The sequence below is a fragment of the Hoeflea sp. CAU 1731 genome, assembly GCF_039888615.1.
Taxonomy (GTDB): Bacteria; Pseudomonadota; Alphaproteobacteria; order Rhizobiales; family Rhizobiaceae; genus Flavimaribacter.
On sequence record NZ_JBDQQS010000008.1, the window covers coordinates 119,172 to 140,789 of the forward strand.

24 protein-coding genes are annotated in these 21,618 nt (G+C 61.4%); 13 read left to right on the top strand and 11 right to left on the bottom strand.

The genetic code is table 11. The features are described from left to right. Position 1: 1 nt before the first annotated feature. From AAFN47_RS14455 to AAFN47_RS14480, 6 genes are all read right to left on the bottom strand, one after another. Positions 2-442, bottom strand: coding sequence for a type II toxin-antitoxin system VapC family toxin (locus AAFN47_RS14455; protein WP_499809951.1), 441 nt, complete (start codon positions 440-442; stop codon positions 2-4). Further along, positions 442-684, bottom strand: a complete 243-nt coding sequence (locus AAFN47_RS14460) for a type II toxin-antitoxin system Phd/YefM family antitoxin (protein ID WP_499809952.1) — start codon at positions 682-684, stop codon at positions 442-444. The genes AAFN47_RS14455 and AAFN47_RS14460 overlap by 1 nt, the downstream gene beginning before the upstream one ends. Positions 685-764: 80 nt before the next feature. Further along, on the bottom strand, positions 765-2,042 hold the full coding sequence (locus tag AAFN47_RS14465; RefSeq protein ID WP_499809953.1) for a branched-chain amino acid ABC transporter permease: 1,278 nt from the start codon (positions 2,040-2,042) through the stop codon (positions 765-767). Then, positions 2,042-3,034 carry a branched-chain amino acid ABC transporter permease gene (locus AAFN47_RS14470; protein ID WP_499809954.1) on the bottom strand — a complete coding sequence of 331 codons (993 nt, stop codon included), beginning with the start codon at positions 3,032-3,034 and terminating at the stop codon, positions 2,042-2,044. The genes AAFN47_RS14465 and AAFN47_RS14470 overlap by 1 nt, the downstream gene beginning before the upstream one ends. Positions 3,035-3,046: 12 nt before the next feature. Continuing rightward, positions 3,047-3,751, bottom strand: a complete 705-nt coding sequence (locus AAFN47_RS14475; RefSeq protein WP_499809955.1) for an ABC transporter ATP-binding protein — start codon at positions 3,749-3,751, stop codon at positions 3,047-3,049. After that, on the bottom strand, positions 3,748-4,563 hold the full coding sequence (locus tag AAFN47_RS14480) for an ABC transporter ATP-binding protein (RefSeq protein WP_499809956.1): 816 nt from the start codon (positions 4,561-4,563) through the stop codon (positions 3,748-3,750). Before AAFN47_RS14480 ends, AAFN47_RS14475 begins: the two co-directional genes overlap by 4 nt. Positions 4,564-5,026: 463 nt before the next feature. On the opposite strand from AAFN47_RS14480, the gene AAFN47_RS14485 reads away from it, so the two are divergent. From AAFN47_RS14485 to AAFN47_RS14500, 4 genes are all read left to right on the top strand, one after another. Continuing rightward, a complete protein-coding gene (locus AAFN47_RS14485; RefSeq protein ID WP_499809957.1) occupies positions 5,027-6,121 on the top strand; it encodes an ABC transporter ATP-binding protein in 1,095 nt (364 codons plus the stop codon). A gap of 104 nt (positions 6,122-6,225) precedes the next feature. Then, on the top strand, positions 6,226-7,320 hold the full coding sequence (locus AAFN47_RS14490) for an extracellular solute-binding protein (protein ID WP_499809958.1): 1,095 nt from the start codon (positions 6,226-6,228) through the stop codon (positions 7,318-7,320). Positions 7,321-7,391: 71 nt separating this feature from the next. Further along, positions 7,392-8,660, top strand: coding sequence for an ABC transporter permease (locus tag AAFN47_RS14495; protein ID WP_499809959.1), 1,269 nt, complete (start codon positions 7,392-7,394; stop codon positions 8,658-8,660). A gap of 3 nt (positions 8,661-8,663) precedes the next feature. Then, positions 8,664-9,521 carry an ABC transporter permease gene (locus AAFN47_RS14500; RefSeq protein ID WP_499809960.1) on the top strand — a complete coding sequence of 286 codons (858 nt, stop codon included), beginning with the start codon at positions 8,664-8,666 and terminating at the stop codon, positions 9,519-9,521. On the opposite strand, the gene mnmC2 is transcribed toward AAFN47_RS14500, so the two are convergent. Continuing rightward, positions 9,518-10,234 (bottom strand): tRNA (5-methylaminomethyl-2-thiouridine)(34)-methyltransferase MnmC2, encoded by a 717-nt coding sequence (mnmC2, locus tag AAFN47_RS14505; RefSeq protein WP_499809961.1) that lies wholly within the window; start codon positions 10,232-10,234, stop codon positions 9,518-9,520. The genes AAFN47_RS14500 and mnmC2 overlap by 4 nt on opposite strands. On the opposite strand from mnmC2, the gene AAFN47_RS14510 reads away from it, so the two are divergent. Beyond that, positions 10,233-11,411, top strand: coding sequence for an NAD(P)/FAD-dependent oxidoreductase (locus tag AAFN47_RS14510; RefSeq protein ID WP_499809962.1), 1,179 nt, complete (start codon positions 10,233-10,235; stop codon positions 11,409-11,411). The two genes, mnmC2 and AAFN47_RS14510, sit on opposite strands and share 2 nt — an antisense overlap. A 150-nt stretch (positions 11,412-11,561) precedes the next feature. On the opposite strand, the gene phnF is transcribed toward AAFN47_RS14510, so the two are convergent. Continuing rightward, entirely contained in the window at positions 11,562-12,317 is a 756-nt protein-coding gene (gene phnF / locus AAFN47_RS14515; protein ID WP_499809963.1) for a phosphonate metabolism transcriptional regulator PhnF, read from the bottom strand. An 81-nt stretch (positions 12,318-12,398) separates the two neighbouring features. On the opposite strand from phnF, the gene phnG reads away from it, so the two are divergent. The 7 genes from phnG to AAFN47_RS14550 are packed head-to-tail and all read left to right on the top strand — an operon-like array spanning position 12,399 to position 17,625. Then, a complete protein-coding gene (gene phnG, locus AAFN47_RS14520; RefSeq protein WP_499809964.1) occupies positions 12,399-12,881 on the top strand; it encodes a phosphonate C-P lyase system protein PhnG in 483 nt (160 codons plus the stop codon). Next, positions 12,881-13,519: a phosphonate C-P lyase system protein PhnH gene (phnH, locus tag AAFN47_RS14525; RefSeq protein ID WP_499809965.1), complete on the top strand. Its 639-nt coding sequence runs from the start codon at positions 12,881-12,883 to the stop codon at positions 13,517-13,519. The genes phnG and phnH overlap by 1 nt, the downstream gene beginning before the upstream one ends. Before the next feature lies 1 nt (position 13,520). Continuing rightward, the gene (locus AAFN47_RS14530; protein ID WP_499809966.1) at positions 13,521-14,639 is read left to right on the top strand and encodes a carbon-phosphorus lyase complex subunit; all 1,119 of its coding nucleotides are present in this window, start codon (positions 13,521-13,523) and stop codon (positions 14,637-14,639) included. Next, positions 14,636-15,529: an alpha-D-ribose 1-methylphosphonate 5-phosphate C-P-lyase PhnJ gene (locus AAFN47_RS14535; protein WP_499809967.1), complete on the top strand. Its 894-nt coding sequence runs from the start codon at positions 14,636-14,638 to the stop codon at positions 15,527-15,529. The genes AAFN47_RS14530 and AAFN47_RS14535 overlap by 4 nt, the downstream gene beginning before the upstream one ends. Further along, complete coding sequence (gene phnK, locus AAFN47_RS14540; RefSeq protein WP_499809968.1) at positions 15,526-16,302, top strand: phosphonate C-P lyase system protein PhnK; 777 nt, start codon at positions 15,526-15,528, stop codon at positions 16,300-16,302. Before AAFN47_RS14535 ends, phnK begins: the two co-directional genes overlap by 4 nt. Positions 16,303-16,306: 4 nt before the next feature. Further along, complete coding sequence (phnL, locus tag AAFN47_RS14545) at positions 16,307-17,014, top strand: phosphonate C-P lyase system protein PhnL (RefSeq protein WP_499809969.1); 708 nt, start codon at positions 16,307-16,309, stop codon at positions 17,012-17,014. Then, positions 17,014-17,625: a DapH/DapD/GlmU-related protein gene (locus AAFN47_RS14550; RefSeq protein WP_499809970.1), complete on the top strand. Its 612-nt coding sequence runs from the start codon at positions 17,014-17,016 to the stop codon at positions 17,623-17,625. The genes phnL and AAFN47_RS14550 overlap by 1 nt, the downstream gene beginning before the upstream one ends. 5 nt (positions 17,626-17,630) lie before the next feature. On the opposite strand, the gene AAFN47_RS14555 is transcribed toward AAFN47_RS14550, so the two are convergent. The 3 genes from AAFN47_RS14555 to AAFN47_RS14565 all read right to left on the bottom strand — a co-directional run bounded on the left by AAFN47_RS14555 (position 17,631) and on the right by AAFN47_RS14565 (position 19,757). Beyond that, positions 17,631-18,230 carry an SCO family protein gene (locus AAFN47_RS14555; RefSeq protein WP_499809971.1) on the bottom strand — a complete coding sequence of 200 codons (600 nt, stop codon included), beginning with the start codon at positions 18,228-18,230 and terminating at the stop codon, positions 17,631-17,633. Positions 18,231-18,235: 5 nt separating this feature from the next. Continuing rightward, positions 18,236-19,255 carry a DUF1775 domain-containing protein gene (locus AAFN47_RS14560; protein WP_499809972.1) on the bottom strand — a complete coding sequence of 340 codons (1,020 nt, stop codon included), beginning with the start codon at positions 19,253-19,255 and terminating at the stop codon, positions 18,236-18,238. A 109-nt stretch (positions 19,256-19,364) separates the two neighbouring features. After that, positions 19,365-19,757: a hypothetical protein gene (locus AAFN47_RS14565; protein WP_499809973.1), complete on the bottom strand. Its 393-nt coding sequence runs from the start codon at positions 19,755-19,757 to the stop codon at positions 19,365-19,367. Positions 19,758-19,971: 214 nt separating this feature from the next. Here AAFN47_RS14565 and AAFN47_RS14570 point away from each other — a divergent pair, with 214 nt between their 5' ends. Continuing rightward, complete coding sequence (locus AAFN47_RS14570) at positions 19,972-21,372, top strand: mechanosensitive ion channel family protein (protein ID WP_499809974.1); 1,401 nt, start codon at positions 19,972-19,974, stop codon at positions 21,370-21,372. The last annotated feature ends 246 nt before the right edge of the window (positions 21,373-21,618 follow it).

Genomic DNA, 21,618 nt, shown 5'->3' on the forward strand with positions numbered 1-21,618 from the left:
TTTATTCGGGCAGAGGCGGCAGGGCGGCGAACGGATCGATGGCTGGAACCCCCAAAGGTTCGAAATGCCGCAAATTGAGCGTCAGAACCGTGAACTCGTGCGCCCGGGCGGTCGCGGCTATCGCGATGTCTTCGAATCCCGGCCGGTGCGCTCGGGATTCGTCGAGAATTCTGCCGGCGATGTGAGCGCATCCAAGGTCGAAATCCAGCAGCTTTTGGGCGTACAGATATTCAATCGCCCCCCACCACTCACGCAGTCTTGTCGCTTTCGCGCTCGCGCCGATGCGGTCCGCCCGGGCGATGCCGGACTGGATTTCCGCAACGGTGATGACCGACAGAAAAAGATACGGGCTGGCCCGATCAAGCCACTCAATGAGTTTGGAAGCGGGACCCTGATTGGACGGGGCCAGCGCCGAGATGACGTTGGTGTCGACCAGATACATCAGAGATCGACGGTTCGGGCGGGTTTTTCGCTGCGGTCCGCAATATCGCCTTCTTCGCCGGGAAACGCCGCCAGAAGCCGCCCGAAGCTCGGGACGTGCGACAGCTTTTCGTAATCGTCGAACGACAGGACGACGGCCTGCTTCTTGCCGTGCCTTGTGATGACGGAGGGGCGGCCCAGAACGGCCTGATCCACGACGGCCGACAAGGTAGCCTTGGCGTCTTTGAGCTGGATTTCTTTCATGTGCGCGTCTCGTATATGACCACTCTAGTCATATATGCGAATTTGGCGCTTTCTTCAAGGTCTCAGAGAGCGGGAGGCGCTTAGTGCCGCGCCTGGCGCTCCGGGAGCAGGCCGCGGGGCGCGAAGCGCAGCACCAGCGTGATAGTCAGGCCGATGACGAAGACGCGCATCTGCAGCGCCCGACTGTTAAAATCCGACGGCGGCTCCCAGTCGAACCAGGCGACGCCGTAGGTTCGGATGACGTCGAACAGGGCAAGCGTGATCGGCTCCGACATGACCCAGACAATGTAGACGAAGATCGCTCCGAAAATGGCGCCGCGATTGTTGCCCGAACCGCCGAGGATCACCATCACCCAGATCAGGAAGGTGTGGTTGAGATCGAGGAAGCCGGACGGATCGTAGATGGAGGCGAAGTGGATGAGCATCGCGCCGCCGAAGCCCATCAGCACGCTGCCGAGCACGAAGATCTCGATGCGACGGCTGGTGACGTCCTTGCCCATCGCCTCGGCGGCGGTCTCGTTGTCGCGGATCGCCCGCATCATCCGGCCCCAGGGCGCATTGTAGGCGCGCTCGAGAAGCAGATAGATAATAACGACGGCGATCGCCACCAGGCTGAGATAGGACGCGCGCGCCATGATGAATTCGCCGCCGCTTGGCATTTCGACCGGCCATGGAAGCGGCGAGACGGTGAGGGTGCCGCGGGTCAGCCAGTCGGCGTTCTTCAGAAAGTGCTTGATGATTTGCGCGATGCCCAGCGTCGCGATCGCCAGATAGTCCGAGCGTAGCCCCAGACAGATTTTGCCGACGAACCAGGCGATGACGCCGGCGACGACGCCGGCGACGATCCAGCCGACAAGAACGGGCAGGCCGAGCCCGCCGATCCAGCCGCTGTTCTCCTCAATCTGCTCGGCCATCGTCGTCATGTGCGCCGACAGCACGAGATAGGCGACGGCAATGGCTATGACGATCAGCAAACCGCGCAGCCGGCGGCCTACGCCGAACCGGCCGGAAACATTGGCGAGCCACAGCAGAATTGCGCTGAAGGCCAGCTTGACGAGGAACATGGCGACCAGCTGCGGGCCATTGGAATTCCAGAAATCCGGATTGGTGGGGAAGGTGATGAGCACCGAAGAGGCGGCCCCGGCGGCGATGAAGCCCATGACGCCGACATTGAAAAGACCCGCGTAACCCCACTGGATGGTAAGCCCGAGCGCGATCATCGCATAGCAGCCGGCTTCCACCAGCATGCGCAGCGAGTAGACGCTGCCCTGGGTCAGGAAGATGATCGCGACGAGAAGTGCGAGGCCGGCGAACAGGGTCAGGTCGCGGCGGTTGCGCTCGAACAGGTTGCCTTCCATTACAGGACCCTCCCGCGGAAGATACCTGTCGGGCGGTAGATCAGCACGATGATCAGGATCACGAACGGCACCATGAGTTTGTACTCGGTGGGCACCAGCGCCATGTTGCGCGGCAGCTCGAACCACAGGCTGTCCTTGATCGGCCGCAGGAGCACCGACCAGTTGAAGACGGCGAGGGTTTCGCAGAAGCCGACGAGGAAGCCGCCGGCGATCGCCCCATAGGGCTGGCCGATGCCGCCGACGATGGTCGCCGCGAAGATCGGCAGCAGGATGTTGAAGGACAGGTCCGGCTTCAGCGTCACGTCCATGGACAGAAGCGAGCCGGCGGCGCAGGCGAGCCCGCCGCCGATGATCCAGGTGGCCCATACGACGTGATTGGTGTTGATGCCGGTGATGCGGGCGAGCTCCGGATTGTCGGAGACGGCGCGCATCGCCTTGCCGAGACGCGAGCGCGTGAGAAACAAATGAAGCGCCAGCACCGCGACGACGGTGAAGCCGATCAACACGATTTGCGGCTCCGTCAGGATCATCGCCCGCGTGGCGCCGGGGAAGGGGATCTGGAAGATGTCCTTCGGCTGGTCGATGAACATGTCGCGGGCGCGCACGCCGGCGAAGAGACGAATCAGGCCCTGTAGCATGAGGGTGACGCCGACCGAGGCCATAACGAGGACGACCGGCCGGGCGCCGGCGTTGCGCAGCGGCTTGTAGAACATTTTGTCGAGGCCGATCGCGAGAACCGCGGTGACGGCCATCGCCGGAATGATCGCCGCGAAGGCGATCGGGAACGGCAGGACAACGCCGGCGGACGCCAGCAGCGCGGCGATGATCAGCGTTACGAAAGCGCCAAGCGTCATCAGGTCGCCATGCGCGAAATGGGCGAAGCGCAGAATGCCGAAGATCATCGTCACGCCGATCGCGCCCATGGCGTAGATCGAACCGATGATCATCCCGGAAAGGAGGCCCTTGTTGATGAAAAAGACGAGATCGTTCACGTGGTCCTCCCGCTATCCGCCAAGAAAGCTTTTGGCGACTTCGGGGTTCTCGAGGAGATTTCTGCCCGTATCGGTGAATGAGTTGGCGCCATTGGCGAGCACGAACCCCTTGTGCGCGATGGCGAGCGCCTGTTTGGCGTTCTGTTCGACCATGGCGACGGTGACGCCGGTCTTGTTGATCGCGATCACCCGGTCGAAGATCTGCGACATGAACATCGGCGAAAGGCCGGCGGTCGGTTCGTCGAGCAGGATGAGTTTCGGTTCTATCATCAGCGCGCGACCGAAGGCGACCATCTGCCGCTGGCCGCCCGACAATTCGCCGGCCGGCTGTCGGCGCTTTTCCTTCAGCGGCGGAAAGATCTCGTAGACGTGGTCCATGACCCGGCTGAAATCGTCGCGCCTGATGTAGGCGCCCATTTCCAGGTTCTCGTGCACCGTCAACGTGTGGAACACGTTGCTTTCCTGCGGCACGAAGGCGATGCGGAGGGCGGCGAGCTCTTCGGAGCGAATGCCCGTGATGTCTTCGCCGTCGAACTCGATCGAGCCTTCGGTGATATTCAGCATGCCGAAGATGGCCTTGAGCGTCGTTGACTTGCCGGCGCCGTTGGGCCCGACGATGACACCGATCTCGCCTTCTTCCAGCGTCATGTCGACGCCTTTCAGAATCGACATCTGGCCGTAGCCGGCATGCAGGTTGGAAATCTTCAGGAGGCTCATGACCCGGCGCCCGCTGCGTGGTCAGCGCTGGTGGTGGCGTTGCCGGTGGGCGAGCCGCCGAAATAGGCCTCGATCACCGCCTCGTTCCGCTGGATTTCGGCGATGTGACCCTGGGTCATCACCGCGCCGGAGGCCATGACGATCACCGGATCGCAGAGCCGCGCGATCATGTCCATGTCGTGCTCGATCACGAAGAAGGTGTAGCCGAACTCCCGGTTGAGGCGTTCGATGTTGTCCACCAGGTCGTTGAGCAGCGTCCGGTTGACGCCGGCGGCGATCTCGTCGAGGAGAACGACCTTGGCGTCGACCATCATGGTGCGGCCAAGCTCCAGCAACTTCTTCTGGCCGCCGGAAAGATTGCCCGCAAGCTCGTTCTTCACATGGCTGATCTTGAGGAAATCGAGCACTTCCTCGGCTTTCTTGCGCACGTCCGCTTCGCGCCGGTTGACAGCGCCCGGCCGGAACCAGGCCGAGGCGAGATGTTCCCCCGGCTGATGCTCAGGCACCATCATCAGGTTCTCCGTAACGGTCATGTGCGAGAATTCGTGCGCGATCTGGAAGGTTCTGAGCAGGCCGCGGCCGAACAGATCATGCGCCGGCAGGCCGGTGACGTCCTCGCCGTCGAGCAGAATTTGGCCGGATGTTGGGGAAAAGGCGCCCGCGACGATGTTGAACAGCGTGGTCTTGCCTGCGCCGTTCGGCCCGATTAACCCGGTGATGGAGCCTTTTTCAACCGCGAGGCTGCAATCGTCGACCGCATAGAACCCACCGAAACGCTTGGTGACGTTTCTGACATCGATGATCTTCGTCATGCTTCCCCGGTATTCTTCTTGATCTCGCCGGACCAGTTTTTCGTCCACTTATCACCGCCGGCGGCGGATGGGAAGTGTCGCGGCGGGTGCTAAAATACGATCAGTGCACAATTTTGACGCAAATAGAGAAATTCAGGTCTTGTTTGCGGGTTGATCTCGCCGCAAAAATGAACATGCTATGTCCACATGATAATAAACGCCACCAAGGCGATTAATGGGGAATGCATGATACCGCCAGTTGTCCGGACACCGAACATGGGTGTGCGCCGGAAACGCGAATTCTGCAATATTCACGTCCGGGCCCGCTCCCGGTCGCGGGAAATTTCCACAGCTGCAAACAGGTTTGTCGCGACATGCTTTGCGCGAACCGAAACAAAATCAAACGGGGGTCCGGTCCGGGCGCCGGCGCCATTTTGCGCGGTGTCTGTCATGGACGCGGACAAATCTTCGAGGGGACTGCTGAATGACAGGTGAAAGAGGCGCGAGCGTACGCTTTGATCAGGTGCAAAAGAGCTATGATGGCGTTTCGCTTGTCGTGAAAGACCTGAATCTGGACATCCAGGCGGGCGAATTTCTGACCATGCTCGGACCGTCCGGCTCCGGCAAGACAACCTGTCTGATGATGCTGGCCGGTTTCGAGCCCGCCAGCCACGGCGAAATCTACCTCAACGACAAGCCGATCAACAACGTGCCGCCGCACAAGCGCGGCGTTGGCATGGTGTTCCAGAACTATGCGCTGTTTCCGCACATGACGGTTGCGGAAAATCTCGCCTTTCCGCTTCAGGTGCGCAGCATGAGCCGCGCCGAGCAGGAGGAAAAGGTCAAGCGCGCTCTGGAGATGGTCGAACTGCCGCAATTCGGCTCGCGCCGGCCGGCGCAGCTTTCCGGGGGTCAGCAGCAGCGCGTCGCCGTCGCGCGCGCCCTCGTCTTCGAACCGGATCTGGTGCTGATGGACGAACCGCTCGGCGCGCTCGACAAGCAGCTGCGCGAGCAGATGCAATATGAAATCAAGCACATCCACGAGAGCCTCGGCGTGACCGTCGTCTATGTGACGCACGACCAGACCGAGGCGCTGACCATGTCGGACCGGGTCGCCGTGTTCAACGACGGTGTGATCCAGCAACTCTCGTCGCCGGATTTGCTTTACGAGGAGCCGCAGAACTCCTTCGTCGCCCAGTTCATCGGTGAAAACAACAAGATGAACGGCACGGTCACGGCGATCAACGACAATGTCTGCGACGTCAAACTGGACGACGGAACCGAACTCAAGGCCGAAAGGGTCAATGTCGAGGGCGTCGGACACCGCACCACGCTTTCGCTGCGGCCGGAGCGCATCGAGACGGTTCCTGACGACGCCATGGAAAACATCGTGCCTGGCAAGATCGAGGAAATGATCTATCTCGGAGACCATCTGCGCGTCCGGATGAATGTTGCCGGCAATAACGAATTCATCGTCAAAGTTCGTAACCGGTCCGGCGAGCGCAAGCTTTCCGAGGGCCAGGACATCAACATCGGCTGGTATGCGCGCGATTGCAAAGCGCTCGATCCGGTCGGTTAGGCCATTTGCATGGCCACAAGTTGGGCATTGGGACAAAATCAATGCCCGTATATGCGTCCGGATCACCCATAGGCCCGGACCAATTCCAAAAAAGGGAGCATGAAATGAAACTCAAATCTCTTCTGATCGCCGCGACGGCGCTCACTATGAGCGTTCCGGCGGCATTTGCAGAGGATATGACGATCGTATCCTGGGGCGGCGCATATTCCGATTCCCAGAACAACGCCTATCACAAGCCTTACATGGCGATGCATCCGGATGTGAACATCATCAACGACGAATCGTCCAACGAGGCGGTCGCCAAGCTTCGCGCCATGAACGAAGCCGGCAATGTGACCTGGGACGTTGTTGACGTCGTTGCATCCGACGCCATCCGTCTCTGCGACGAAGGCCTGGCTGTCGAGATCGACCCGGACAAGGATCTGGCTCCGGCTCCGGACGGCACGCCTGCTTCCGAAGACTTTGGCGACCTGCTGGTTTCCGAGTGCTTCATTCCGCAGATCGTCTATTCGACGACCTTCGGCTACCGCACGGACAAGGTTGGCGACGAGCCGCCGACGGATATTTGCGCGGTTTTCGATACGGAGAAGTATCCGGGCAAGCGTTCGCTTGAAAAGCGACCCATCAACAACGTCGAATGGGCTCTGCTTTGCGACGGCGTTGCGAAGGAAGATATCTATGACGTGCTGTCCACGCCGGAAGGCGTCGACCAGGCTCTGGCCAAACTCGGCACCATCAAGGACGATGTCATCTGGTGGTCGGCCGGCGCCGAAACGCCGCAGCTTCTGGCTGACGGCGAAGTCGTCATGGGCTCGACCTACAACGGTCGCCTGTTCTCGGTCATCGAGGAGCAGGATCAACCGGTCGCCATGCTCTGGGACGCACAGGTGTTCGACCTGGACGGCTGGATCATTCCCGCCGGCCTGCCGGAAGATCGTCTGAAGGCAGCCAAGGACTACATCTACTTCGCAACCGACACGCAGCGCCTTGCCGACCAGGCCAAGTACATCTCGTACGGTCCGGCCCGCAAGTCTTCCGCTCCGCTCGTCGGCAAGCACGCCGATCTCGGAATCGAGATGGCTCCGCATATGCCGACCGATCCGAACAACGCGAAGAACACCTTCCTGTATAACTACGAATGGTGGGCTGACAATCGCGACGACCTGGATGCGAAGTTCCAGGCCTGGTTGACCCAGTAAACTGACCAATGGAGGACGGGGGCTTCCCCGTCCTCTCCCCTATCGGAATTCTAGAGATTTCAGGCGGAACGATGACGGATACGGCAGAGACAAGCCCAATGCTGACGACCCAGGACGGAGTCCCGCTGAAGGTCAGTATAGCGCGCGCCACGCGCCGCCAGAAATTGCGCGCCTTCCTGCTCGTTACGCCGCTATTGCTATTCGTCCTCATCACCTTCACCGCTCCGATCGCCGATATGCTCTATCGTTCGGTGGAAAACGACATCGTTTCCGAAACTCTGCCCGAGACCGTGGTGGCGCTGGAAGCCTGGGATGAGAGTTCGGGTGAAATTCCGAATGAGGACGTGTTCGCCGCGCTGGTGCGCGACCTCGAGATCGCCGCCGCGGAAAAAACCCATACGCGTCTCGGATCGCGCCTGAATTACGAAAACTCGGGCATGTCCAGTCTGTTTCGTAAAACCGGTCGGCGCGTCAAGCGCATGGACGAGGGCAACTATACCGAACAGTTCATCGCTATCGACGAAGACTGGGGAACGACCAAGACCTGGCAGGTGATCAAGCAGTTCAGTTCGCCGGTTACCGCAGGCTATTTCCTCGCGGCTGTCGACGCTGAGCGGACGCCGGAAGACGGGCTCCAGTTCAAGCCGTCCGACGAACGCATCTATCTGTTCCTGTTCTGGCGGACCATGCTTTTGTCCGTGACCATCACGGTGATGTGCATTCTGCTCGGCTATCCGATCGCGTTCCTCTTGTCCAATCTGCCGATGCGAACGTCGAACCTGCTGATGATTCTCGTGCTTCTGCCGTTCTGGACGTCGCTTCTCGTGCGCACATCGGCCTGGAAGGTGCTCCTGCAGCAGCAAGGCGTGATCAACGACACACTGGTGTGGATCGGCCTTGTCGCCGACGATTCAAGACTGCAGCTGATCAACAACCAGACGGGCACGGTGATTGCGATGACGCATATCCTGCTCCCCTTCATGATATTGCCGCTGTTCTCGGTGATGAAAACGATTTCGCCTACCTATATGCGGGCCGCCAAGAGCATGGGCGCTTCCGACTGGTACGCCTTCTGGCGGGTCTATTTCCCGCAGACGGTGCCAGGTATCGGCGCCGGCAGCATTCTCGTCTTCATCCTGTCGATCGGTTACTACATCACGCCGGAACTGGTCGGCGGCACGTCCGGCATATTCATCTCGAACCGGATCGCATACCACATCTCGTCTTCGCTCAACTGGGGACTGGCGGCGGCGCTCGGCGTGATACTGCTGACCGTGGTCCTGGTTCTCTACTGGCTGTACGACCGGATCGTCGGCATCGACAACGTTAAACTGGGATAGATCATGGCTTCCGCACTTCCGCCCTATGCTTCCGCCGGACAACGCGCCTGGTTCTACTCGTTCCGGGTCATTTGCGGGCTGATCTTCTTCTTTCTGATCTTCCCGGTCCTGATCATCATCCCGTTGTCCTTCAACGCGGAAGATTTCTTCACCTTCACGCCGAAAATGCTGGCGCTGGACCCGGAAGGCTATTCGCTCAAGCATTATCGCGACTTTTTCACAAATCCGGACTGGCAATCCGCGATGTGGAACTCGTTTTCGATTGCTCCGGTCGCGACTATCTTCGCCACCGCATTCGGCACGCTTGCCGCCATCGGCCTGTCTCAATCCAACATGCCGTTCCGTTCGGCCGTCATGGCGTTGCTGATCTCGCCGATGATCGTGCCGCTGATTATTTCGGCCGCCGGTATGTATTTCTTCTATTCCCGCATCGGCTTGCAGGGAACCTATATGGGGGTTGTCCTGGCCCATGCGGCTCTCGGCACACCTTTCGTCATCATTACGGTGACGGCGACGCTCGTCGGATTCGACCAGAGCCTCGTGCGGGCCGCCGCCAATCTCGGCGCCGATCCGGTGACAACCTTCTTCAAGGTTCAGATGCCGCTGATCCTGCCGGGCGTCGTCTCCGGCGCGCTGTTCGCTTTCATCACCTCCTTCGACGAGGTGGTGGTCGTTCTGTTCCTCGGATCGGCGGCGCAAAAGACGCTGCCATGGCAGATGTTCACCGGACTTCGAGAGCAGATATCGCCGACTATCCTAGCCGTCGCAACGCTGCTGGTGGTGATATCCATTGCACTGCTCACGACGCTCGAACTGCTGCGTCGGCGCTCCGAACGCCTGCGCGGCGTGACGCCGGGTTAGGCGGGTCTGACGCCGACGCTCATATCCCGCTTGCCTGCGAAGCCGGCTTGCTTCTTCACTTCAAATCCGGCCGCTGCAAGATTGCGGCGGACCCAGCCCGCCGCGGAATAGGTGGCGAAGCCGCCGCCGGGAACCGTGTGATCGAACACCGCCTGCATCAGTTCCGGCGACCACATGTCGGGATTGCGCGATGGCGCGAAGCCGTCGAGATACCAGGCGTCCGCCGTTCCCCGCCAGTTGCAAACCCGATCGAGGGCTTCTCCGATATGGACTTCCAGACGAACGCCATCGTCGAAATCCTGCGCGATCCTGTCCGGCGGATTGTCCGGCCAGGCGCGGGTGAGAGCGTTGGCGAGCGGTTCGATCTGCGGCCAGGGTCCGAGTGCGCGACGCATTTCTGCGGCGCGCATGGGAAAGGCCTCGAAGCTGACGAAGCACAGATGCGCCGAGGGATGGCGGTGTACGCGCCATTGCCGCCAGGTCTCCAGGAAGTTCAGGCCCGTGCCGAAGCCGAGTTCGGCAATCGTGAATGCGTCGCGCCCGCGCCAGCGATCCGGCAGTCCGTTGCCGGCGATGAAGACATGCGCGCATTCGGCGCGGCCGTCGCTGCGGGCGTAAAAATGGTCGCCAAAGCGAGTGGAGTAGGGCATATCACCCGCATGCCATTCCAGCCCCCTGTTGCTTTCGCTATTGCCCACTGATCCGCCTCTCATGACTGCGCCCCGCACCTATAGTCCCCGAACTGCCGACTTGTCATGTGACCTGCTGGTTGTTGGCGGCGGGGTTTTCGGCCTTTGGATCGCGCGCCACGCCGCCCAAAGGGGGCTCGATACGATCCTGATCGAGAAGGATCGGGTCGGTTCGGGCGCCAGCGGCGGGCTGCTTGGCGCGCTCATCCCGCATCTGCCGGAACGCTGGGACGCCAAGAAGAAATTCCAGTTTGAAGCCCTTTCGTCGCTTCCCGGCCTCGTGCGGGCAGTCGAGGAGGAGACCGGGCTCGATTGCGGCTATCGCCGTTGTGGACGCTTGATGCCGCTTTGGAAGGAAAGTTTCGCGGACATCGCCGCAAAACAGACAGCTGCGGCGCAGCAGAACTGGAACACGTCGGAAACCGGCTTTACCTGGGAGATCGTCGAGCGGCCGCCCAGCGAGGGCTGGCCGGCGGCGGACGCCATGCCGCTCGGGCTTGTCGTCGACACGCTGGCGGCGCGCATCGATCCGCGATCCTATCTGGCGGCGCTGCGCAGGAGTATTGAATCCCGCGTCCGGATCATTGAAGGCGAAGCCTTTGTTGCCTGCGCCGACGGCGTGGTCGAGACATCGGCCGGCAAACGGATCATGGCGGCTCGGACAATGCTGTCGTCGGGATACGAGACCTTCCCGATTCTCGGCCAAATGCTGGGCGGCGACGCTGCTTCCTACGGCCGTCCGGTCAAGGGGCAGGCGGCGTTGCTCGAGGCGGAGCTTGACGACGATCTTCCTCTGGTTTTCCACGACGGGACCTATGTCATCGTGCATGATGGCGGCCGGGTGGCGGTCGGCAGCACCAGCGAGCAGAGGTTCGACGCGCCTTTTTCCACGGATGCGGCGCTGGACACAGTGCTCGACAAGGCGAGGCGGCTTTGTCCGGCGATCGCCGACGCGCCTGTCATCGAGCGCTGGGCGGGCCTGCGCCCGCGCGCCATTGGCCGCAATCCGATGATCGGCGTGCTCCCGGACCATCCGGACATCGTCGTTGCGACAGGCGGTTTCAAGATTACCTTCGGCATTGCCCACAAGATGGCGGAATGCGTGATCGACCTTGCGACGGGCGGTGCGCCGGAGCTGCCGGAAAGCTTCTGGCTGTCCTCTCATTTGAAAAGCGGCAAGAGCAAAACGGGAAACAACTGATCTTACGCGCCGCGGACGCGGCGCTGGCTGGATCGCGGATCAAGTCCGCGATGAGGGCGGGAGGTGAGGTCCGTCAAATGGCAGGCGCAACATCTGGTGTGGAAGTCGGGTGAATATGCGTGTCACAGCGGTCACGTTTACATCGCACCATCAGTTGCTGAACTGGCGCGCCGTGTGGTCGATGTCGAGCTCTATGCGGTCGGCGGCGAAGCAGGTGACGGAATATTCGAGCCGTCTTCCGTCCATTTCGGCGTTGACGCCTTCCGTCTTCAATACGACTGCCCCGGCGGAAAGATTGAGCTCATCGAGCAGTTCCGGCTCGGCGTGATGCGCAGAAACACGCGTCGAGATGCGCACATAGTCGGCGACGCCGAGACGTTTCAGGCAAGCTGTGACCGAGCCGAGCTCCCGATAGAGATCGCCGATCTGCGGAAATCGTGTTGCGTCGAACCAGTTGCGGGCTGACGAGACCGGCGCGCCGTCAGCGTAATGCAGGGTTTCAAGGCAGGTGACCGACGCCCCGGTCTCCAGCTCCAGCGCGCGGGCGATTTCGGCGTCGGCGGACTGGTTCTGGACGGCTTTCAGCCGCGCTTCCAGGGCGCGCGCCTGACCGGCCAACCCTTCGGTGAAGCGCGTGCGTCGACCGATCGGATATTTCAGTCGCGATCGCCTGACGATGAATGTGCCGCGCCCCTGTTCGACGCGAAGCACGCCTTCATTGGCCAGCGCGGCGATGGCGCTTCGCACCGTATGCCGGTTGACCTGAAACCGCCGCGCCAGCGCCATCTCGCCGGGCAGGGTTCCGGTCTCGTCGAATTCCCCGGCGCTGATGGCCATACGTATCCGGTCGGCGATCTGTCGCCATACGGAAATGCCGCTGCGCCGTTCAATCGTTTCTGCTGTCACAAGGCTGTCATCCTCTGTCGCTATCTGCTATACACAGAGAATGTCTAGTTGTCTAGATGAATAGACAGGTTGATTGTTGACATGACAAAGCAGGAAAACATGGCGGCCAGCGAAACCGCGATGGATGAAACATCAAGAAGCGAGGCGATGGCCGTTCTGGCCCGGGCCACGCAGGCAGAGCTTGAAACGGCGTGGAACGACTGGCGGGACAAGCCCGGGGTGGAGCCGGTGAGAGGGCCGGAGACGGGCCTCGTCATGCTGAGAGGACGGATCGGTGGCGGCGGATCACCCTTCAATTTCGGCGAGGCGACGGTGACCCGCGCTACGGTGCGCCTGTCGACGGGGCAGGTGGGTCACGCCTATGCGCTCGGCACGGCGAAGGGCAAGGTCCGCTATGCAGCGATCTTTGACGCGCTGTGGCAGGACGAGCTGACGCGCGACCATGTCGAGGACGCGGTGCTTGAGCCAGTGCGCAGACGCGTACAGGCGCGCACCGACAGCCGGGCCGCCGAAGCGGCCGCAACCAAGGTGGATTTCTTCACGATGGTCAGGGGAGAAGACTGATGCCGGCGACACAGACGAATGCGGCGCAGGCGATCACCGGCGGCTTCGCCAATCCGGTCTTCGAAGCGCAGGCAGTGTTCCGCCAGCTGATGAACGCAATGGCCAATCCCGGCGTACTTCACGCGATCGAGACGAACGTTGCGCCGCCCACGCCGCTGTCCGCGGTCGCCGGCGCGCTTGCGGCAACCCTGTTCGACCACGACACCGTCATCTGGCTGGGGCCTGTCATCGCACGGGAAGAAAAGGCGTGCTCCTGGCTCGCCTTTCACACCTCGGCGCCGCTGACGGACCAGGCGCTGGACGCGCATTTCGCGATCCTCGCCGATCCCGGACACATTTCATCCTTCGAGAATTTTGCGCAAGGCACGCAGGAATATCCCGATCGCTCCACCACCCTCATCGTGCAACTACCCTCGCTGCAGGGCGGCCCGGCGCTGGAATTGACAGGACCGGGTATCAAGGATCGCGCCGTCATTCGTCCTACCGGATTGCCGGACGCCTTTCCGGCGCTCTGGAAGGCGAACGAGGGCAAGTTTCCGCGCGGGGTCGATCTCGTGCTGGCCGGGCCTGATGCGATCATCGGTCTGCCGCGAACCACCCGGGTGGAAGCGATCGCCAGCGTAAAGGAGGCAAATTGACATGTATGTGGCAGTGAAAGGCGGCGAGAAAGCCATCAACAACGCCCATCGGCTGCTGGCGGACAGAAGACGCGGCGACCGGTCGGTCCCCGCTGTCAGCCTTGAGCAGATCGTCGAACAGCTTGCGCTCGGCGTCGACCGGATCATGAGCGAAGCTTCGCTCTACGACCGTGAACTGGCGGCGCTCGCCATGAAACAGTCGCGCGGCGACATGATCGAGGCGATCTTCCTGCTCAGGGCCTATCGCACGACCCTGCCGCGCTTCGGCTACAGCGAGCCGATCGACACATCGAAGATGCGCATCGAGCGCCGGATTTCCGCGACCTACAAGGACCTGCCCGGCGGGCAGCTCCTGGGGCCGACCTTTGACTACACTCACCGGCTTCTCGATCCCGATCTGATGGCGGAGGGGGAAGTGGAAGCAGGCGTAGCGGCGGAAGCCGAGACCGGGCGCACGCCGCGCGTGTCCGAAATCCTCGCCAATGAAGGACTGATCGAAAGCGACGGCGAGTTGCCGGTGGATCACCGAACCGGCGACCTGACGCGCGAGCCGATGGAGTTTCCGATGGAGCGCGACATCCGGCTCCAGGCGCTGGCGCGCGGCGATGAAGGGTTTCTGCTGGCGCTCGGCTATTCGACCCAGCGCGGCTACGCCCGCACGCACCCGTTTACCGGGGAGATCCGCATCGGCGAGGTGGAGGTTCTGCTTGAAGTCCCTGAACTGGGATTTGCGGTCAGCCTCGGCGAAATCCAGGTGACGGAATGCCAGATGGTGACCCAGTTCAAGGGGTCGGCGAAATCCCCGCCGCAATTTACGCGAGGCTACGGGCTGGTCTTCGGCCAGAGCGAGCGCAAGGCGATGGCGATGTCGCTGGTCGATCGCGCATTGCGCGCCGAAGAACTGGGCGAGGATATCGTGGCGCCGGCGCAGGACGAGGAGTTCGTCATTTCCCACTCGGACAATGTTCAGGCGACGGGCTTCGTCGAACATCTGAAATTGCCACACTATGTCGACTTCCAGGCCGAACTGGATCTCGTGCGGCGCATGCGCGCGGAATACGAGGCGAACCGGAAAAAGCAGGAAGGAAACGGCGGCGACACACTGGAGGCGGCCGAATGACCATGCAGCAGACCGACATGGCGACCTACAATTTCGCCTATCTCGACGAACAGACGAAACGCATGATCCGGCGCGCGATCCTGAAGGCGATCGCCATTCCCGGATATCAGGTGCCGTTCGCCAGCCGTGAAATGCCGATGCCCTATGGCTGGGGAACAGGCGGCGTGCAGGTGACGGCCTCGATTCTCGGGCCCGACGACGTGCTGAAGGTCATCGACCAGGGCGCCGACGATACGACGAACGCCGTATCGATCCGCGCCTTTTTCCAGCGCGTGGCGAATGTCGCCGTGACCACCCACACGAAGGACGCGACGGTGATCCAGACGCGGCATCGCATTCCGGAGGAAACCCTCGGAAAAGGACAGGTGCTCGTCTACCAGGTGCCGATCCCCGAACCGCTGCGCTATCTGGAGCCGCGCGAGACCGAAACGCGCAAAATGCATGCGCTCGAGGAATACGGCCTCATGCATGTGAAGCTCTACGAGGACATCGCGCGCAACGGCCATATCGCCACAACCTACGCCTATCCGGTGAAGGTGGAGGGGCGCTACGTTATGGACCCGTCGCCGACGCCGAAATTCGACAATCCGAAAATGCACATGTCGGAGGCGCTGCAGCTCTTCGGCGCCGGGCGCGAGAAGCGGATTTACGCCCTGCCGCCCCATACGGAGGTCGTCAGCCTCGATTTCGAGGACCACCCGTTCGAAATCCAGAAATTCGACCAGCCCTGCGCGCTGTGCGGCGCGGAAGGCGTCTATCTGGACGAGGTGATCCTCGACGACAAGGGCGGGCGCATGTTCGTCTGTTCCGACACCGACCATTGCGAGAAGCGCCGCGAGGAAGGCCATCGCGGGCCGCTTGCCGCCGAAGCTCCGGAGATGCACTCATGAGCGACCAGCCCCTGTTGCGCGTCAACGCGGTGACGAAATTTTACGGCGGCCGAATCGGCTGCGAGGACGTTACCTTTTCGCTGTGGCCGGGCGAAGTGCTTGCGGTTGTAGGCGAATCCGGCTCCGGCAAGACGACGTTGCTCAACTGCATTTCGACGCGGCTGCCGCCGACGTCCGGAACGGTGGAATACAGGATGCGCGACGGCCAAATGCGCGATCTCTACCGCATGGGCGAAGCGGAGCGGCGGCTTTTGATGCGCACCGACTGGGGCTTCGTTCACCAGAATCCGGCCGACGGTCTGCGGATGACGGTTTCGGCCGGCGCCAATGTCGGAGAACGGCTGATGGCGGTCGGCGATCGCCACTACGGGAAAATCCGCGCCGCCGCCGGCGACTGGCTGGGCCGGGTGGAGATCGACGTCGATCGCATCGACGATCAGCCGCGCGACTTTTCCGGCGGCATGCGCCAGCGTCTGCAGATCGCCCGCAACCTGGTGACCGGACCGCGGCTGGTGTTCATGGACGAGCCGACCGGCGGTCTTGATGTGTCAGTCCAGGCGCGCCTGCTCGACCTTGTGCGCTCGCTGGTCGCCGATCTCGGCCTGTCGGCGATCGTCGTGACCCACGATCTCGCCGTGGCGCGTCTTCTGTCCCACCGCATGCTGGTGATGAAGGACGGCCACGTGATCGAACACGGGCTGACGGATCGCGTGCTCGACGATCCGCAGCAGCCTTATACGCAACTCCTCGTTTCCTCCATTCTGCAGGTTTAGAGACATGGCTACGCCTTTGGTTGTTTCGGAAGTCTCCAAGAGTTTCACCATGCATCTGCGCAGCGGCGTGAAGCTGCCGGTGGTGGACAATGTCAATTTTTCCGTCGCCGCCGGCGAATGCGTCGTGCTCGGCGGGCCGTCAGGCGTCGGCAAGAGCTCCATTCTCAAGATGCTCTATGGAAACTACAGTGTGAACGAGGGGCAGATCCTGATCACGCATGGCGATCGCACCGTCGACATCGCCAGCGCTGATCCGCGCATGGTGTTGGCCTTGCGACGCGACGTGATCGGCTATGTCAGCCAGTTTCTGCGCACCGTGCCGCGCGTCGCCGCCGTCGATGTGGTGGCCGAGCCGCTGATCGCGCAGCGCGTCTCCCAAGTGGCGGCCCTGACGAGGGCGCGAGAACTGCTGGCGCAACTCAATCTCCCGGAACGCCTCTGGTCGCTGCCGCCGGCGACCTTCTCTGGCGGCGAGCAGCAGCGCGTCAACATCGCTCGCGGCTTCATCACCAGTCACCCGGTGCTGTTGCTGGACGAGCCGACGGCGTCGCTGGACGCGGCGAACCGCGCCGTGGTCATCGACCTCATCCGCGCCAAGAAAGAGGCCGGCGTGGCGCTCCTCGGCATCTTCCACGACGCCGAAGTGCGCGAAGCAGTAGCCGACCGCACGATCGACGTCAGTGAATTCCGCGCCGTCGGGGAGGCCGCCTGATGAAGAAGCTGTCCGTCGAACCGAAGATCCACGAAACCGCACGGGTGCGCGACAGCACATTTGGCCGCTATACGGAGGTGGACGAACGCTGTCAGATCGCCGAATGCGAGATGGGCGACTACTCCTACGTGATGCGCGACAGCGAGATCTGGAGCGCGACCATCGGAAAATTCGTCAATATTGCGAGCCATGTGCGCATCAACGCCACCAACCACCCGACCTGGCGGGCGACGCTGCACCATTTCACCTATCGGGCCGGGGACTATTTCGAAGGCGCCGAGCACGAATACGACTTCTTCAACTGGCGGCGCGAGAACTCCGTAACCGTTGGTAATGATGTATGGCTCGGACACGGCGCAACCCTGCTGCCGGGGGTCACCGTCGGCAATGGCGCCGTTGTCGGCGCCGGAGCAGTCGTCTCGAAGGATGTCGCGCCCTACACGATTGTTGGCGGGGTGCCCGCCAAGCTCATCCGCGAGCGCTTTTCGGCAACGACGGGCGCGGCGATGGAAGACCTCGCCTGGTGGGACTGGGACCACGACCGGCTACATGAAGCGCTTGCCGACTTCCGCGCGCTTGACGCGGAAGCCTTTGTCGCGAAGTACGCCTGAGTGTTTTATCCGTTCGCCAGTCGCTTGAGCTTGGCGAGCGCGGTTTCGTTCTCCTCGCCATAGGCGATCGTGCCCTGGAAATTGCCCTTCGCGTCGACGAGGAAAATCGACGCTGTGTGGTCCATCGTATAGTCGCCGTCGTCCAGCGGGACTTTCTTCCAGTATATGTTCCAGGCCCGGGCGACCCGCTCGACGGTTTCGGGATCTCCGGTTATGCCGGTGATCCGGTCAGTGAAGTTCTCCACGTAGGATTTCATCACCTGCGGCGTGTCCCGTTGCGGGTCTACGGTGATGAAATAAGCCTGCAGGTCATTGCCTTCATCGCCAAGCGCTTCGAACCAGACCGACAACTCGTAGAGTGTGGTGGGGCAGACTTCGGGACAATGGGTGAAACCGAAGAAGACGGCGGATGGTTGTCCTGTGAGCGCCTTTTCAGTGATGGCGTGTCCGTCATGGTCCGTCAATGTGAACGGAACTCCGATCGAACTGCCGGCGGAAATCGGGCCGTTTGTCCTGCCGAACACCGACTGAAAAATGTAAACGCCGATCAGCGTCACGAGAAGGACGGCGACCGCCGTCCAACTCGCAATTCTGATGGTGCGCAAGGTCATCAGTTCGAACTAGAGTGGCCGGAATGGTCGTGCGATCCGTGACCGCCCTTCATGTCCTGAACCGGAATTTCGAACACCACGGTCCCCGCCTTCTCGAATTCGAGCGTGATTGTGCGGGTTTCGCCGGGCTTGAGCTGCTCTTTCATCTTCATGAACATGATGTGGAAACCGCCGGGTTTGAGCACGACTTCGCCGCCGGCCGGAATTTCGAGACCGTCGGAGAGTTGGCGCATCTTCATGACGTCGCCGTCCATCTTCATTTCATGGACCTCGACGTGGTCGGCGAAGTCGACCGAACCGCCGATGAGACGATCGGCCTCGGCGCCGGAATTCCTGATGGCCATGTATCCGCCGGAAACCGGCGCGTTGGGCGGCGTGGCGCGGGCATAGGGCTGGACAATCTCCAGATCGCCGACCTTGACGGGTTTCATGGCGTGGTCCCCATGTGATGCGCCGTGGTCGTGGCCACCATGGCCCCCTGCTGCAGCGATCAGTTTCAGTCCAGGCGCTGGATGCGCCAGCGAATGAGGATTCTGGCCTTCCGCCGGTATTTCGATCCAGGCCACTTCGCCGTCTGCGCATTCCTGGACGGTCGGAACGTATACGGTTTCGCCGGCCGGCAGCGTGTCGGTGAGCCGTGTCTGGAAGACGAATTCGTCGAAGTAATCGTCCTCCAGCTTTCCGGTCCAGATGATTTCCTTCACGCCGGACGTAATGTCGCTGCCGTGAAGGGAGTAGGTGTTTTCGTAATCCCCCTTGACGGTTTCCAGTTCCCAGCCTGCTTTCGGCATCGGCTTGGTCGAGATCATGCCTTCCGGAACTGTAATGCGGACTTTCAGGGTCGCCTGACCGTCGCATCCATGGGGAACGCGCACTACGGCCTTGTAGTAGCTGTTGACGGGAGCTTCACCCTGCTCGAGCGTCGCGTGCGCATGTGCGAACGAGGGGACGAGCGAGGCGACAACGGTCGGGGCGAAAAGGGTGGCGGCGACCGCCATGACGGAATGTGTCAGTTTCATCTTATACCTCCATGCTGCATGCGCATGCGGCGCATCGGCAGCAATGTCATTTTCGATTTGAAGAAAATTCGGCTGACGATCACAGGGCTTCAAGCCCCGTCGACGTCGATCAGACGATGGAGGGCGGCGCCCGGGAGCCCAGTCCCGTGACGACACGGATCGCGATGGACGGCTCGCTGTAGAGCGGCGGGGCGACGCGGGCAAAACGCGCCAAGCGTACGATGGAGGGATCGCGCGGCGTCGGACCAAGGATTTTAGATAGCGTGCAGAGCGGACAATGCGCGCGGTATCCGCCTGCGGGATCGTCGTCGCCCGTTGCCGCGCAGAAAAACGGCAGCGAGCCGTCGGGCAGCACATAGGCTGAAAGATCCGTGACTTCGCCATTGTTCGTGACCAGAACCGTGCGCGGCATCATCGGCCAGGCCAGCAGGAACAGGATGCTGGCGACGGCAATGAACATTGCCGGCAGCTTGATATCCCGATTGGCGAATTGCGTGATCATTATGGAAAGCGATTAGTGGAATTTGCGGCGATAGGCAATGCGACAAGTCGGTCCGGCGATCAATTCATCAGCGGGTCGCGGCCCGGATGCCGGCGTCCAAAATGCAGTATCGAGGCAAGATGCTTGCGTTCGTACAGTGCGAACATAGAAATACTATACCAACTGCGGCATTGCTGCCTGGGCGCGCAGAAAAACCAAGAAAGGTGACAGGCTCATGATTTCCAGATTTTTTCGCGGCGCAGGGTTTTTCGTTGCAACAGGCGTCGTCCTCACAATCTGCCTCGCTTTGGCTGCAGGCGCCAGCCTGGCCCAGACAAACAACACTGACGACGGCGGCGTCGTCGAGGAGCGCGTTGTCGACGCGATCGTGGAGCATAACACCGATCCGAACGACAAGGACGCCGAAACCGGTCTTTCGTCGCACATCACCACACCAGGAATAGAAACGGCCGAACTGGAATACCGTCTGGTGCCGTTGACGAAGGATGAACTCGCCGCCCTCGCAGAGGAATGGCTCGCAATCGTGAAAGGCAAGACCGAGGAGGTCATGGCGGCCCAGATCGCGATATCCAGAACCGACGGCGACGTCGAAAGCGCGGCACGAGAGAAGCTGACGGACCTGACGCACGAAAGAAGAGCTCTCTTCGACAAATATTCAAAGGTCCTTTCCGCCTGGGAAAAGAAAGGCGGCGACCCCGACGCGATCTCCGGCTACCGCGCCTACCAGAACGCGATCATCGTCGAGGAGACGCGCCAGGCCGACTTCAAGACGCTTGTGTCGCAGGCAAGGGCCTGGCTGTTCGACTGGGATGGCGGTTTGAAGATCGGCATGAACCTGCTGATCCTGGCAGCAGCGGTTCTGGGCCTGCTTTTCGTCTCGCGCGTAACCAGGGGCGTCGCCAATCGCTGGATCGGCCACGTGCCGAACCTGTCGAAACTCCTGCAGGCCTTTCTCGTCGCCGTCATCTACTGGGTGGTGTTTGCAATCGGACTGATGGTCGTGCTTTCGGCGCTTGGCGTCGACATCACACCTGTTTTCGCCCTTATCGGCGGCGCGTCATTTATTCTCGCCTTCGCCTTTCAGGACACGCTCGGCAATCTCGCCAGCGGCATGATGATCATGATCAACAAGCCGTTTGACCAGGGCGATTTCGTCGATGTCGGCGGCGTCGCCGGAACGGTCCAGGCGGTCAACATTTTTGCGACGACGGTGGCCACGCCCGACAACCAGATCATAGTCATTCCTAACAAGAATGTATGGGGCAACGTCATCACCAATGTCACGGCGAGCCTGACGCGGCGCGTGGACCTTGTGTTCGGTATCTCCTACGAGGATTCCATACCGCTGGCCGCGCGCGTGATCGAAGAGACGGTGAAAAGCCATCCACTGGTTCTCAAGGACCCTGAACCGGTGATCCGCGTGCACGAACTCGCCGACAGTTCGGTGAACTTCGTCTGCCGGCCGTGGACCATGACGTCCGATTACTGGACGGTCTTCTGGGACCTGACGCAACAGGTCAAGGAACGCTTCGACGAGAACGGAATCTCCATTCCCTATCCGCAGCAGGACGTTCACATCCGCCGCCCCGCGCAGGTTGAAGACAAGGATACGTGATGCGGGCCGCAGCGGGCGCGTTATTCCTCGGCAATACCTGAAAGAGGCCGCGAAGAGCGGGAATCGTTCTCCCGGTTGTTTTGAACGCTGGCAAGCACCCTGCCTGACGACCCACGACTCCGCTCGCTCAAAATCCGGACATTCGCCGGTGTTCTGCTCATCAACGCGCCGGTAAACAGGCAGCGTTGTGGATTGTAATATTTCCGTAACAAATCTGACACGCAGCATTCACGTCGACCCTCTAAC